Origin of the sequence: Pseudomonas sp. D3-10 (assembly GCF_051132175.1) — a bacterium.
In the GTDB taxonomy this organism is placed as follows: Bacteria; Pseudomonadota; Gammaproteobacteria; order Pseudomonadales; family Pseudomonadaceae; genus Aquipseudomonas.
In genome coordinates this window covers 2,869,176-2,883,520 of sequence record NZ_CP071668.1, presented here as the reverse complement: position 1 = coordinate 2,883,520, position 14,345 = coordinate 2,869,176, and the positions used below count along the sequence as shown (strand labels likewise).

10 protein-coding genes are annotated in these 14,345 nt (G+C 62.3%); 4 read left to right on the top strand and 6 right to left on the bottom strand.

Annotated features, from left to right (window positions below; genetic code table 11):
* Nucleotides 1–3 precede the first annotated feature (3 nt).
* Nucleotides 4–987 (top strand): SDR family oxidoreductase, encoded by a 984-nt coding sequence (locus J3P90_RS13025; protein ID WP_434674817.1) that lies wholly within the window; start codon nucleotides 4–6, stop codon nucleotides 985–987.
* Here the strand turns inward: J3P90_RS13025 and J3P90_RS13020 are convergent.
* The 3 genes from J3P90_RS13020 to J3P90_RS13010 form a co-directional block, all read right to left on the bottom strand.
* Complete coding sequence (locus tag J3P90_RS13020) at nucleotides 976–2,583, bottom strand: alpha-amylase family protein (protein ID WP_434676528.1); 1,608 nt, start codon at nucleotides 2,581–2,583, stop codon at nucleotides 976–978. The genes J3P90_RS13025 and J3P90_RS13020 overlap by 12 nt on opposite strands.
* A 10-nt stretch (nucleotides 2,584–2,593) precedes the next feature.
* On the bottom strand, nucleotides 2,594–4,120 hold the full coding sequence (locus J3P90_RS13015) for an alpha-amylase family glycosyl hydrolase (protein WP_434676527.1): 1,527 nt from the start codon (nucleotides 4,118–4,120) through the stop codon (nucleotides 2,594–2,596).
* A 236-nt stretch (nucleotides 4,121–4,356) separates the two neighbouring features.
* Entirely contained in the window at nucleotides 4,357–4,986 is a 630-nt protein-coding gene (locus J3P90_RS13010) for a TetR/AcrR family transcriptional regulator (RefSeq protein ID WP_434676526.1), read from the bottom strand.
* Between the two features lie 84 nt (nucleotides 4,987–5,070).
* Here J3P90_RS13010 and J3P90_RS13005 point away from each other — a divergent pair, with 84 nt between their 5' ends.
* Nucleotides 5,071–5,703, top strand: coding sequence for an NAD(P)H-dependent oxidoreductase (locus tag J3P90_RS13005; protein WP_434611488.1), 633 nt, complete (start codon nucleotides 5,071–5,073; stop codon nucleotides 5,701–5,703).
* Nucleotides 5,704–5,714: 11 nt separating this feature from the next.
* Here the strand turns inward: J3P90_RS13005 and J3P90_RS13000 are convergent, their stop codons facing one another.
* On the bottom strand, nucleotides 5,715–7,277 hold the full coding sequence (locus tag J3P90_RS13000) for a L,D-transpeptidase family protein (RefSeq protein WP_434676525.1): 1,563 nt from the start codon (nucleotides 7,275–7,277) through the stop codon (nucleotides 5,715–5,717).
* 163 nt (nucleotides 7,278–7,440) lie between these two features.
* On the opposite strand from J3P90_RS13000, the gene J3P90_RS12995 reads away from it, so the two are divergent.
* Both J3P90_RS12995 and J3P90_RS12990 read left to right on the top strand, forming a co-directional pair.
* The gene (locus J3P90_RS12995) at nucleotides 7,441–8,121 is read left to right on the top strand and encodes a murein L,D-transpeptidase catalytic domain family protein (RefSeq protein ID WP_434564106.1); all 681 of its coding nucleotides are present in this window, start codon (nucleotides 7,441–7,443) and stop codon (nucleotides 8,119–8,121) included.
* A gap of 123 nt (nucleotides 8,122–8,244) precedes the next feature.
* The gene (locus tag J3P90_RS12990; protein ID WP_434647419.1) at nucleotides 8,245–9,246 is read left to right on the top strand and encodes a class I SAM-dependent methyltransferase; all 1,002 of its coding nucleotides are present in this window, start codon (nucleotides 8,245–8,247) and stop codon (nucleotides 9,244–9,246) included.
* Here the strand turns inward: J3P90_RS12990 and J3P90_RS12985 are convergent.
* Nucleotides 9,203–9,763 carry a hypothetical protein gene (locus J3P90_RS12985; RefSeq protein WP_434676524.1) on the bottom strand — a complete coding sequence of 187 codons (561 nt, stop codon included), beginning with the start codon at nucleotides 9,761–9,763 and terminating at the stop codon, nucleotides 9,203–9,205. The genes J3P90_RS12990 and J3P90_RS12985 overlap by 44 nt on opposite strands.
* Before the next feature lie 144 nt (nucleotides 9,764–9,907).
* Nucleotides 9,908–14,308: a dermonecrotic toxin domain-containing protein gene (locus J3P90_RS12980; RefSeq protein ID WP_434676523.1), complete on the bottom strand. Its 4,401-nt coding sequence runs from the start codon at nucleotides 14,306–14,308 to the stop codon at nucleotides 9,908–9,910.
* Nucleotides 14,309–14,345: the final 37 nt, after the last annotated feature.

Genomic DNA, 14,345 nt, shown 5'->3' with positions numbered 1-14,345 from the left:
GCAATGGATGAGCGAAACCCACCTGTCGTTGTCATCAGTGGATCCACCGCCGGCGTCGGTCGTGCGACCGCCCACCGGTTTGCCGCGGCGGGCTACCGCGTCGGGTTGCTGGCCCGGGGCGAACAAGCCTTGGCGGCTACCGCAGAAGAACTGAACCAATTGGGTACGACGTGCCTGGCGATCAGCGTCGATGTCGCCGACGCCGATGCAGTCTTCGAAGCGGCCCAGCGGATGGAGCGCGAACTGGGACCTGTCGATGTGTGGATCAACTGCGCAATGGTCACGGTGTTTTCGCCGATCCGTCAGTTGAGCGCCGAAGAAATCCACCGAGTCACGAAGGTGACTTACCTGGGCACCGTCCACGGCACCCTCGCAGCGCTGGACCTGATGGGACGACGTAATCGCGGGGTGATCATCCAGGTCGGCTCGGCGCTGTCCTACCGCGCGATTCCCCTGCAAGCCGCTTATTGCGGGGCCAAGTTCGCGGTGCGTGGCTTTACCGATTCATTGCGCTGCGAACTGCTTCATGAGCACAGCAAAATCAAGGTCTGCATGGTGCAACTGCCGGCGATCAACACGCCGCAGTTCGATTGGGCCCGGAACAAGCTGGGCAAGCGCCCGCAACCGGTGCCACCGATTCATGATCCGGACGTGGCCGCCCGGGCGATATTGAGCGTGGTCAAGCGCACGCCCAGGGAATTGTGGCTGGGTGCGGCGTCGCTCAAAGCCATTGTCGGCACGTGTCTGATGCCTGGGCTGCTCGATCGCCTGTTGGCCCGCAACGCCTGGTCGGGGCAAATGACCAACGAGGATGACGACAATCAGCGCCCGGACAATCTGTTCGAGCCACAGGAGTCCATGCATCGTACCCGCGGCCGCTTCAACGGCCGCTCCCGGGACTCTGCGCTGGCCCTGAGCTCGACACAGGTGTCGGCCCTGCTGTTGGCCTGTGGCGGGTTGTTGGCGCTCGTGCTGCTACTGTTCTGAGCCACTGCGCCGGAACCAGCGATACCCGTATCCGTTCAGCGCCAGCTTCGATTGCGCCGGGGCCGGGTACGGGCTGTCCGAGAGCACTTCCTCGAAACCCTCCAGGTCCAGCTCGCGCAACTGCACGGTGACCGCGTCGGTGCCGAGATTCGCCAGCATCACCGAGGTGGCTCTGCATTCATGCGCGATGGCGAACACCGCTGGATGATCGACCGTCAACAGGCGCGCCTTGCCGTCGCCCACTTCACCCAACCGCCTGCGCGCCAACAGCAATCGACGGGCGCGAGCCAGCAGCGAATCGGGGTCATCCAGCTGCGCTTCCACGTTCAGTCGCGTATAGGCGAACGGCCCTTCGTCGATCAGCGGCGCGGCCAGGCGCTGGGCCGATGAGAACCCGGCATTGGCCTCGTCGCTCCATTGCATGGGCGTGCGCACCGAAAGGCGCTCGGGACGGGACAAGTCCTCGCCCATGCCGATTTCTTCGCCGTAGCGCACGATCGGCGTCCCGGGCAGTGACAACAACAATGCCTGGGCCAAGGCCTGGCGCTGGACATCGCCGCCGAGCATCGGCGCCAGGCGCCGGCGGATGCCTCGGCCGTACAGGCGCATGTCCGGTTCCGGGGCGAACGCCTGCATCACTTCCTCGCGTTCCTGCTCACTCAAGCGCTCCAGATCGAGTTCGTCATGGTTGCGCAGCCAGACCGCGTAATTCGCACCATCCGGTGGCGCCGGACGCCGGATGATGGCCCGCTGCAAAGGCTCGGCCTCGCCACGGGCCAGTGCCAGGAATAGATGATTGTTGACCCAGAAATCCAAGACCAGGCCCAAGCGTTCCCCAGTACCGAAATAGTGGCTGAAGCGCTCCGGCTCGACATCCACTTCGCCCATCAGCACGCCTTCGGGGTTGATGCGGGTCATGCATTTGTAGAATCGGTCGAGCACCCAGACGCCCTGCTCTTCATCGCCGCCGCCAGCCTGCTCCACCAGGTGTGAAGCGGCATCGAGACGAAAGCCGGCGATGCCCAGCTCGAGCCAATGGACCATGATGCGCTCGATCTCCTCGACCACGCGAGGGTTCGCCAGGTTGAGGTCCGGCTCATGGCGGTAGAACAGGTGTCGATAGTACTGTCCGGCCTGTTCGTCCCAGCGCCAGATACTGTCCTCCACCGATGGGAAGATTGGCTGGTTGCCATCGTCCACCGGCGTGTCGGACCACAGATAATAATCTCGATAGACGCTGTCCTTGTCCCGCCGCGCGCGAAGGAACCAGGGGTGCTGATCGCTGGTGTGCTGCACCACCAATTCAAGGATCACTCGAATGCCGCGCTCACCGGCCTGGACGATCAACTGGCGCAAGTCTTCTTCGCTGCCAAAGCGCGGGTCCAGTGCCATGAAATCGCTGACGTCATAACCGGCGTCCTTGAACGGTGACCGATACAGCGGCATCAGCCAGAGCGCACCGACGCCCAACGCCTGAAGGTAGTCGAGCTGGCGAATGATGCCCTTAAGGTCGCCCCGGCCATCGCCGTTGCTGTCGTAGAACAAGGATGGATCGATCTGATAGATCAAAGTGTTTCGGTGCCAATTGGCTTTCATTGATCACTCCTTATCGACACAGGATCACGGCCTGCTCGGCAGCCAGAAGACCGCTGAACGGCTGGCCTTCGTCCGCCCCATCACTGGCGACTTCCACCCGCCAGGGATCGGCCAAAGGAAAGGTGTGTTCGTTGTCGGCAAAGTTGATGCAGACCAGGCGCTCGTCGCCTTCACAATGGCGACGATAGGCCAGCACTTGTGGATGGGACGGCAGTTCTTCCCAGCCGCCCAGGCGCAGCGCCAGGCTATTGCGACGGCAGGCGAGCAAACGGCGATAAAGGGCCAACACCGAATCGGCGGCACGTTCCTGCGACTCCACCGACAACGCGCCGGCGTCTGCTGCAAATGGCAACCACGGCGCCTGCCCCGACCAACCGTGCGGCGCCTGGGACGTCCACGGCAACGGTGCCCGGCTGCCGTCCCGCCCGCCAGGATCGACGCGGGTCTGGGCGGTTACTTGGGTGTCTTCCAGCCCCAATTCCTCGCCCTGGTAGATGAAGGGTGTGCCCCGCAGCGTCAGCAGCATCACTGCCGCGGCCCTCGCCCGGCGCAACGAGCCACCATAGCGACTGCGGTGACGGCTGTTGTCGTGGTTGGACAGTACCCACGTGGGCCAGGCCTGCAAGGGGCCGAGGTCGTTTTCCACCTCGCGGATGCACATGCGAAACACCACCGGGTCCCAGGGGGCGTCCAGGGGTGGAAAATTGAATGACATGTGCAATTCGTCACTGGCGCCGTAATAGGCCGCCACCTGCGCCGTGGAGCGAATGTTCACCTCACCGATCAGCACCCGCTCGCCGGGGTAGCTGTCAACGAGGCGTCGCAACCCTCGCAACACTTCATGGCTATAGGGCTGGTCGTTGATCTTGACCATCGTTTCACCGGCCATGCAGCGCGGGTCGTCGGCGAAACTCGGGTCCTTGCCGACGCAATGCACCACGTCGACGCGAAACCCGTCCACGCCGCGCTCGAGCCAGAAGTGCAGGACTTGGTGCATGGCGGCCACGGCTTCGGGATTGTGCCAATTGAGATCCGGTTGTTGCGGCAAAAAGAAGTGCAAGTAGTACTGCTGGCTGGTCTCGTCCCAGGTCCATGCGCTGCCGCCATCGATCGAGGCCCGCCAGTTGTTGGGCTGGTCGCGCCAGATGTACCAGTCGCGCTTGGGGTTGTCGCGGCTGGAACGTGATTCGAGGAACCAGGGATGCTGGTCGGACGTATGGTTGGGCACGAAGTCGAGTAGGACCTTCAAGCCTCGTTCGTGGGCCTGGGCAATCAATGCGTCGAGGTCGGCCAGGTTGCCGAAGAGCGGATCGACATCGGTGTAGTCGCAGATGTCGTAGCCTGCGTCACACATCGGCGAGCGGTACACCGGCGACAGCCACAATGCATCGACGCCCAGACGTTGCAGATGGTCCAGACGTGCCGTCAAACCGGGAAGATCGCCAATGCCATCGCCGTTGGCATCGGCAAAAGAGCGAGGATAAACCTGGTAGATCACAGCGTTCTTCCACCAGGGCGAATGGAAGGAGTTGGGCATGTCGCCTCCTTTGATCGCAGTGTTTGGTGGGCAAGACCGCGGCCCCGCCTGATGTCCCTGTTATCAAGGGACATCAGTTAAGAACCGAAAAAGGAGCCTGGGGTTCGTTTTTTCTTGGTGGAGAATCCTTGGAGAGAGGTTGAATATGTTGCCGCCATCGCGAGCGGGCTCGCTCCCACATGGGGTTGTTCCGTTCACAAGACTTTGAAAGCGAGCCTGCTCGCGATAGCGGTTGATCAGTTTGAGGCATTTCCGGCAGCCCGCTCGACCATCGCAACGATGGTCAGGAACAACTCCCGCTTGGCCTCCTCCGCGCTGACCTCTGCATTGGCCGCCGCATCGGACAACGCTTCCGCCGCCCCCAGCATCGCCCGCAGGCTCGCTTGGGAAAGGCGTCCGGTTCCGGCGAAGGGTTCGAGGACCGATCGGCATTTTTCCAGGAAGCTTCGTTCACATTCCCTTTTTATGGACTCAAGTTCAGGCGTGCCGCTCAGCGCCGCGCTGACGCCCGGTATGTCCCTTCCCTGAAGCAGCACGCAATCCACAAAGGAGCCAGCAATCACCTGCGCGCGGCTTTCCAGATCCGGCTCGCTGGCGTCGATCGCGGCACCTATCAACGCGGTCTGACGGACATCGAAATCCTGATAAAGCGCGGCCAGTAGCCCTGATCGCGTGATGAAGTGGTTGTAGACGATGGGTTTGGTCACGCCAGCCTGTTCCGCCAGGCGGCCCAGGGTCAGCGCCTCGCTGCCTTCTTCGCGCACCATGCGCCAGGCGACTTCCAACAGCTGCCGTTGCCTGTCGGCGCGCGATAGCCGCCGCCGGGGTGCACCGCCGGGGGGCCCATTTTCTTCGTGGGTTGACATGTTAACTATACCAACGGTAACTTACGTTCAGTAACTTAGCTGATCATACGCGCTTGTTAATGCGCGATACCAGAGGAAATCCATATGCATGCCGTTATCGTTGTTGCTCACCATAACCCGGGTTCTTTGACCCATGCCCTCGCCCAAGCCATTGGCAACGGGATCAATCAAGCCAATCCGACGGATACGTTCGAGATAGCCGATTTGGCGGCCGAAGGATTCGACCCACGCTTTGATTACGCCGACGGTGCGGTTCATCGCCGCGTTGCAGCACCGCCCGCCGATGTTCTGGCCGAGCAGGCCCGGATCGACCGTGCCGACGCATTGGTCGTGGTGTACCCGATCTACTGGTGGTCGATGCCGGCATTGCTCAAGGGATGGATCGATCGGGTATTTTCCAACGGCTGGGCGTTCGATTACATCCCCGGTCAACCATTTGTCCAGAAACTCCAGCGGCTGCGGGTTCATTTGGTGGGCGTAGGCGGCGCAGATGCCGGCAGTTTCGAACGCCACGGCTACGACAAGGCGATGGTCACGCAAATCGAACACGGCATCTTCGACTACTGCGGCGCCCACGTCGTGAGCTCCGACAGATTGCTCGAATCGGAAAGCCTCGATCCGAAGCTACATCTGCAAACGGCAGAGGCCCTTGGCCAACGGCTCTTTTCGACAACTGACGAGACAGCCCATGTAACGGGCGAAGCGGCCTGCGCCTGAGCCCCCTGTGCTCAGAGCGCACGGCGGTCAGCGGCAGACAGGGCGATATCGCGTTGGTAGATATCCGGGATATACACCGCCCGGCCCTGGCTGTCCGCTTGCACTGTCCAATAGCCCAGCAGGATCGGCACGGGCTTGGCCAGCCTGAATTCATGGGTCAGCTCGCTTGCCAGCAGCGTGTCGGTCCGCTTGCGTTCGGCCGGGGTTACGAGCAAGTCCCGCATGTGCATGACCTGCTCGATGCGCACACAGCCAGAGCTGAAGGCCCGCGGGCCTTTGCTAAACAAAGCCTGGCTGGGCGTGTCGTGCAGGTACACGGAAAACGGGTTGGGAAAGCGCACGACCAGTTTGCCCAAGGGATTCTTCGAGCCGGCATCCTGGCGCAGCATGAGATCGCCGGGGTGCTCCCAGTCGATACTCTCCGCTGCCACCGGCAAGCCGTCCCGATCGAGCACACGGAGATTGTGCCGAGTGAGAAATTCCGGGTCGCGACGGATTTCGGGCAGTTTGTCCTCGCGCATGATGGTCGGCGGGATCGTCCAGGTGGGGTTCAGCGTCAGGCGGGTGATACGCGATTTGATCAGCGGCGTCTGGCGTTCGGCACGCCCCACCTGGGTGCGGGTTTGCCACACTGGAGCGCCGCCCTGGTAAACCGTCAGTTGCGCCGCCGCCACGTTGACCAGCACGCTGTCCGGCTCCAGGTCCTGGGCCAACCAACGCATGCGCTCCAGGTTGATGCGCAACTGCTCGCGACGCATGGCCGGGCTGATGTTGAGCTCGGAGACGGTCCAGGGGCCCACTACCCCATCCGCTTGTAGCGAATGGTCAAGTTGGAAATTCTTCATCGCGTCCACGAGGCTCGGGCTGTAATGCTCATCGGCATCGAGTGGCGGCACGCTCAGGTAGCCTTCGTTGAACAAGCGCCGGGCGAGTGCCGGGACGCGGGCGTCGCGCTTGTCTGGCTGCAAAAGCGGACCACCGGGCACCGATTGCCAGTCCGCCAGGGGTTGCTGCCGCTGCCGGACGTAAAGCTCGCGCAGGTTGCGATAGAGCGTCAGGCTCGGCCGAGCCAGTTCGAAAGCCTCTGCCGGATTGTGCAGGCCCGCGATGGCGAAGTGCAGCACCATGGATCGACGATCCGGCGCTTGCGGATTGGCTTTCCAGATCGGCTCCAGGCGGTTCTGTGGCAGATAACCGAAGCGCAAATCATGCAGGGCTTGCAGGTAGCGTTGGCTGATGGCGATGTCGGTACACGCCGCATTCGAATAGGCGCCCTGGCCCGGTAGGCTGTAGCGGGCCGGATCCATTCCATCATCCGCCAGTTGTTGCAATTGGATTTGTAGCGCCTGTAACCGCTCATCGTCCATCCAGATCGCCTGGCCTGCGTTTTGCTGGTACAGGGACTGCAAGCTCATGACTGTCGGAAAATCAACGCTTGCAGCCAACTCAGGGCAGTTGACCGACAGCTGCGCCAGCGTGGTTTGCGCCTGCCCCGGATCGCCGTCATCGGCCGTAGCGACCAATGGCGCAACGAGCAATAAAAGGCTCAGGTAACATGCGGGCTTTTTAAACAACTGCTTTACTCCAATCCATGGCCGTCTCGTTGACGGTGAATTTTTGCGACAGGTACGACCCGCCATCATGCAGACAAACGAAACCGGACGGGATGCCGCAAACGAACGCCACCATAAGCTGTTTTCGCCTGTATCGGCCTACTTGCGCCGACTTTGCCTGGTCATGACCAGCCTGGGCGTCGTGTGCAGCCCCGCGCTGGCCGAAAAACCCAAGACCCAGCCTCTTTACAACAGCCTCGCCCACGCCGCGCCGGAACTCAATCCCCAGGCGCTGAAAAGTGCCCTGAGTGCGATGCAGTGCGCAGTTGCCAACGGCGCTGGACAGGCCCGCCACCTGGCGGTGATCGACTATTCGCAACCGTCCACGGCCCGCCGGCTATGGATTTTCGACCTGCGCCAGAAAAAGCTGGTGCTGCGCGACCTGGTGGCCCACGGGCAGAAATCCGGGGAAAACTTCGCCACGCAGTTCTCTAATCGCCTGGGCAGTTATCAGTCCAGCCTCGGGTTGTTCCGTACCCAGGAAAGCTACCAGGGCGCCCATGGCTACTCCCTGCGCATGGACGGCCTCGAACCCGGTTTCAACGACTTGGCCCGGGACCGGGCGATCGTGATCCACGCCGCCGATTATGTGAATCCGCTGTGGAGCGCGCGCCAGGGTCGCATCGGCCGCAGCCTCGGCTGCCCCGCCGTACGCCCGCAAGTGGCGCGCCAGGTGATCGACAAGCTCAAGGGTGGGCAATTCATGTTTTCCTGGTACCCCGACCCGGCGTGGCTCAAGCGTTCGGCCTATCTCAATTGCCAGCCGCAACAGGTGGCGAGCATCCTGGCGACCAGCGGCGGCTAGCAGCAGCCCCAATCGTGTGAGCGTTTCGCACTCAAGCGCGAGCAAGCTTGCTCGCCATAGGGATTGCACCCGGTTCGCCGGTGGTTAAAATGCCGGCCTTTCGAGTCGCTGGCGTTTTTCCTGATGAATCCTCAAGCCCTTCAAACATTGCAGAGCCACTTGTCGACGGCGCTGGGATCGGTGCCCGACGAAACCCGTCGCCTATTCCACGGCCGCGGGCGCTGCTGGCCAGGGCTGGAGCAAATCACTGTCGACTGGCTGCAAGGCGTGGTGCTGGTTTCGCTGTTCAAGGAGCCCGATCCAACGCAACTGGATGACTTGTTCACCATGCTGCGCGCCCTCGCCGCCTCGCCCGCCTGGCAACACAGCGGCGCCCATACCCTCGCCGTGCAGTATCGATACCTGCCCGACAGTCTCACCCAGTGGCTGATAGGCGAACCGATCGATGAATGGACCCTGACCGAAGGCGGCCTGCGCTACCGAATCGATCTGGGAAGGAAGCAGAACAACGGCCTGTTCCTCGACATGCGCTACGGGCGCGACTGGGTGCGGGCCAATGCCTCTGGCATGCGGGTGCTGAACCTCTTCGCCTACACCTGCGGTTTTTCGGTAGCGGCCATTGCCGGCGGTGCGCACCACGTGGTCAACCTGGATATGTCCCGCGCGGCCTTGAGCCGTGGACGCGACAATCACCGGTTGAATGGCCATGACCTGGGCCAGGTCAGTTTCCTCGGCCACGACTTGTTCAAGTCCTGGGGCAAGGTCATCAACAACGGGCCGTACGACCTTGTCATCATCGATCCACCCACTTTCCAGAAAGGCAGCTTTCTGCTGACCAAGGACTATCAGCGTGTACTGCGCCGCCTGCCGGAACTGTTGACGCCTGCCGGAACCGTCCTGGCTTGCAGCAACGATCCGGCCACCGGCCCGGACTTCCTCATCGACGGTGTCATGCGCGAAGCGCCGGGGCTGTTATTTGCAGAGCGGCTGGCCAATCCCCCGGAGTTTCCAGACGCTGACCCGGCCTGTGGCCTCAAGGCCCTGGTATTCAGGCGACAGGCCTCAGGCAAGGGTATGGACGCTATTGAGGCCGCAACGGCCACCATGGATCGACCAGATCGGTAGTCACGCGACGAACCAGGGCGTCGATCTCCCGAGTCCTCACCGAGCGGTAGATCGCCATGGTGCGCCGGAACTGATCATCATTGAGTGCCACCGGCTGGCCAGCAGTCCAGTCCACATCGTTCACGGCCTCCAGGTTCGCTCGGCGCCAAACCATCTGGCCATCCACCGGAGCGTGCTCCCAGGCACTCGGTAGATCGGCGGCTGGATGCCTGAGGTTGTCCAGCAGCGCTTGCGGCCAGCCGGCCGCGTCCACCGGTTCGCTGAAGGCATCCGACAGCTTCTCGTCCACGCTTTCCCAAATGGTCGCTCCTTCAGTCCAGTCCCGGGACATCAGGCCAAGGTACGGCCGCCAAGTGGTTTCCCCTACGCAAGCGACTTGATCAGCATCGTTGAAAATGTCCTGGGCCGTGCAAAGCCAGTCGATGAACGCCTCCCGGCTCATCAGTGCGGCACGCTCGGCAACAGTGAGCGGCCTGAGCGATAGCGAGTAATTCCAGAAGTCGTATTGAATTCTCATGAAACTGGCAAAAGGCACTGGCTCATTCAAAAGGCGGGCGCGCTGTACCGTAATGAACATGGATATGTGTACTTCAAGCTCTGACAAATCAGGCGATACCCTGTCCAGGATGCGCGCCTGCAACCGGCTGCGCAGCGCTGCCAGTTATGGATCAAAGTCTGTCAGTCGGCTCGGTAGCTCGGCATAGATGTCCTCGAAATTCGTGTAATGCTGAAGCACGGCGGCTCCCCTGGAACGAGCATTGGACGGCAGCCCCGGGTCGGCACTGTTGATATCGCTGGTCATCCGGACTGAAAACCAGTCAATGAACCGCCTGTTCCCGGGCTCATCGCGCGCCGCCTCCAGGGAGCCTCGAAAAGAGTCAAAGCCCTCCAACCAATCATCGGCCGTGTAGCGAAAGGCCTCCGGTCGCAAGACGCGAAGCGCTTGGATCTGGGCGCTCGGCAACGGATTGTTCTGAAGGAGTATTGCCAGCACCTCAGGTGTTGGCTCACCGCCCAATAGAGGCAGCAGGTCATCCTGGATATTGCTGATCCGATTATTCATGAGGTCAAGGGTGATATGCGCGGCGGATGGATTGGACAGCATCGCCAGGGCCGCCGGGGGCACCGTATCGAGCCCGGTATTGGCCAGTCCCAGGTCCCGCAACAGTCTGAGCTCGGGCAGGCTTGGCAGATGGGTGCAATTGTTGCCGTTCAAGGCGAGCTCCTCCAGCCCGGTCGCCGTGCGCAGGAATGCGCTGCCTTCCTCATCGAGCCTCAGGCCACAGCGCGACAGGTTCAAGATGCGCAGCTCCGGCAAGGCGGCGATGGCTCGCAGCTGCTCGGGAGTGAAATGCAGATTATCAGCCCATACCAGGTCCTGCAGCGAAGGCAGCTCGGCGAGGCGACCGATGGCCTCGACCGTGGCGGCACTCATCGACGGCCCTACCCCACTGCTGACTCCCGACAGGTTCAGGATATGCAGGTTGCTCGCCGAATCGCCGCCAAGCAGAGGTACGAAGACATCGGCGGTCATCAACAAGGGATTGTCTTTCATTGACAACTCCAGCAGCCCGCGCAACTCGCCGGCAGCCACGGGTATCGTATTCAGCTGGTTGCCCCGCAGGTGCAAGGTATCGATGTTGGGAAACAACCGGAGGAAATCAGATGGGTCCTCATCCAGGCTCAGATTCGTCAACATCAACTCTTCGATGTGCTCGAAATTTGCGCTGATGGTCGGTAATCGGCCGAGGTAGTGCCCCGACAGCTTCAACCGCACCTCGCTCCCCTCCTGGCCCGGAACCGGGGTGCGTCGCCAGGCACGGCGGATTTCCCCGCCGACGATCCTGCGCTGCTCGGCACGCGCCTGCGGGTCGAGCAGGTTCTCGGCGGGGTGATGCACGTCTCCATGGGATTCCCAGTGATGCAGCTCTTGGTCAAGTGCCGTCCACTGGGCTTGCAGCCGGTCGACCAACACCTCCAGCGTCGTGCCCGCCCGCCTCGCCTGCTGGCTCAGATCCAGCCGAAGCTGGACCATGGCATCACCGGCATGACCGGGATAAAGCTGTTCGATCCGATGGTCCAGGCCGTTGCGCCACGCCGATAGAGGAAGGCGTCCACGCCCGCTGAGCGGGTAACCCATGCGGCCGTTGAGCGATTGCAGGCCGGGCCCGTCATCACCGATGCGCTTCATCTGTAGGAAACCACGGAGTGCCTGCCGATCATCCAAGGCCTGGTCGAGCAAACGGGTGCGCAGCTTCGTCGCTTCCCATATATCCAGGCCGAGCACCTTGCGCGCGTCATCGGGCATGGCCCTGAGCAGCGCTTCCTCCAACGGGAGAGGGCCCGCCAGTTCTTCACCTTGTTCATCGAAAGGCTGGTATCGCTCACCTTCCTGGCGGATGGTCTTCATCGGCCCTTCTCCTTCCAGCTCAAGCGGAGTCCGGAGTTCCCGCGACCACAGGCGAAGATGCAAACGCCCCTTGGCCAGCGGCGACTGGTCGAGCAGGCCCATGACCAGGCGATCCCGGTCGCCGGTGCTTTCACCGCGTTCCAATGCGCCCAGCGCGCGGGTCAGGCGCAACTCACGCAACGCTTCGGCGCATTGGTCACCCAAGTCCCCGGCCACACGCCCTTGGACCAAGCGCAACCGTTCGACCCCCGTCGTTTGACGGGCAAGCTCGTTGGCGATGGACTCCGGCATACCGGGAAAAGCACGCTTGATCGGCGCGGCCAACGGATCCAGCTCGACACCGCGACGCATGCCATCGGTCACCCGTGCCGCGTTGCGCTCCAACAGGTCGGCCCAGCGGTCCGCCAACAGCCGACTACGCTCTGCTGGGCGCAGGCCGATGCTGCGTTGCCCGAGTATCTCGGTCTGTTCTTCCCTGCCCAAATTCGAGAGCACATAGTTGGCCCAGGCATCGCTCTGCAAATCTGTGCTGGTCAATCGGATAAACCGCACGTCGCCCGCACGCCCAATGGGGTAGACCCTGACGCCATCGTCGTAGCGCAGCGTGGCGCCTCTCGGCCAGCCTGGAAGATCGACAAGGGTCTGGACGATCCGAAAGTGCGCGCCCCCCATCGACTCATTGCGGCGCAGTCGTGCGACGGCCTGTTTCAGGTCCTGCCAGTTCCTCGCGTCATCCAGACTGTCGGCGAGTATTGCCGGCAATGGCTGGCCCTCGACCTGCAAATAGCGTAGATGTTCCTCGTTGATACCTGTCTGGCGCTGCAATGAGAGGATTGTCTGGTCATCCAGCTCGGAGGGTGTTTCGGCGAAGGATCGCAGCAGCTCCAGGTTGCCCTGCCGCATCGGATCGCGATGGGCCCACTGCCAACCACGGGCACGGTTCCACTTCAGGGGCGGTCGGATACCACGATGGTCGGCAGGCAAGCGCAGGTCGAGCGCGTCGCCGGCTCCCTGGACTTCGAAGTAGTCATCGTCGATTCGAACCCAGGCCTGCTCCGGTGTGCGCCAGACGCCCCACGCGTCCTGTTCGGCTTCTGCCGGCGGCACGCCTTGCGCCCGGAAACTACGCACATCGCCGTTCCACAAGCGCGTGCTACCGTCATGGGCGGACATCGGCTCGAGGGTCCCGCCCACGAATCCCAGATAGGCACCTTGGGCGATCCCGAACAAGACATTGAAGATATGGTCGATGCCCTCCTGGGCCTGGCCTTCGTTGAACGCCTGGATGCCTTCAAAAATCTCATACACCATCTGCGCGCCCCCGACCGCCGCCGCGGTCATGCCAACCGGTGCGTAGAAGGGGAACAGCATGGCCGTGACCATCAACGCACGCTCGGCAAGGCTTTCCCAGTAGGCAAACCGCGCCATCCGCGCCTGCCAGTCCTTCTCCTCGGTGGGAACCATCAGCGTAGCCGCGTTGGCCAATACATGGCCGCGCCACTCGCGATAGCAAGCGGGCCAGGGCTGCTCGCGCAGATCACCCAGGCCCCAGGCAACCTTTGGCATCGGCACCCGGATGCGTTCCCGCGTCCCGTCCTCGCCCCGCTCACCCTCGCGCCAGCCGGTGATGCGGCCGTAGATCTCCTGCATCACGTTAGGGTGGGCATCCACCCGCCATTCCACCTGATCGTGCAACGCGGTCCCCAACGAGGCCTGCAAGCGCAACGGGAAGTAATGCATCAGGCTCTGGCGATAACTGCGTTTACGTACCCGTTCGATCAGCTCGGCAGACATGGCTTGCAGGCTTTTGAATTGCTTGAGGGGCGCCACCGCATCATGGGGCATGTGCAGGACGACTGGCCGAACGCCTTCGGCGTTGCCTTGCACGCCCCAGTAAACCCGTGCACCGAACAACGGCACCGACAGCAGCTCAAGGGACTTGACCTCGCAAGCCAGCGGCACGGCAGGTCGCTCTTCCAGGTGCACACCGACGTGGGCCAGCATCCGCTCGCCGGTTTCATCCAGGCGCCCGTCCAGCTTCGCTTCATAGGCATCGTAGGCGAGACGGCTGCGTGCATAGCTCATGTAGACATGCGCAATGGCGAGGACTTCGGCGCCGAGGTGCGGCAACCTGCTTTCGAGCACCTGGCGGTAAGCCCCGCCTGCGTTGATCCGGCGACAAAGACGCGCAAATTCGGCGGGTGACATGGGCAATGCCGCGGTATCCGATCGTTCTTCGGCGCCCAGGAACTCCAGGCTGCGACCTTGAATGTAGAGCACGCCGTCCCTATCGAAGTCGCTGCCTGTCACAGCATCGGCGGGCGGGAAATTTTGCATCGCGGCTTTCACCACCGTCAGGGCGGGGTCACGGATGTAGTGGGTGCGACTCACCCTTGCCCTGCTCACCGCATCGACAGCCGTGCCAAAGCCGTTTACCGCAATCCAGCGTTGTATCTGTGGCTCGGCTTGCAGCAGGTTGGTTGCGAAAACCGCTGGTTTCGGCAGGTCGGCAACCAACGCGTTGAGTGCGTCGCTGTCGCTCTGTAACTGCTTCATGAGGGCTTTCAAGCGCGTCTGATGAGGGCGCGCGGCTCGCTTCAACCAGCCGGGCAGCTTGGCCTCGATGATGGCGACATGAGTTTGAATGGACATGATGGACCTCCTTCCTTGGGGTCGTTCGAGCGTTCGA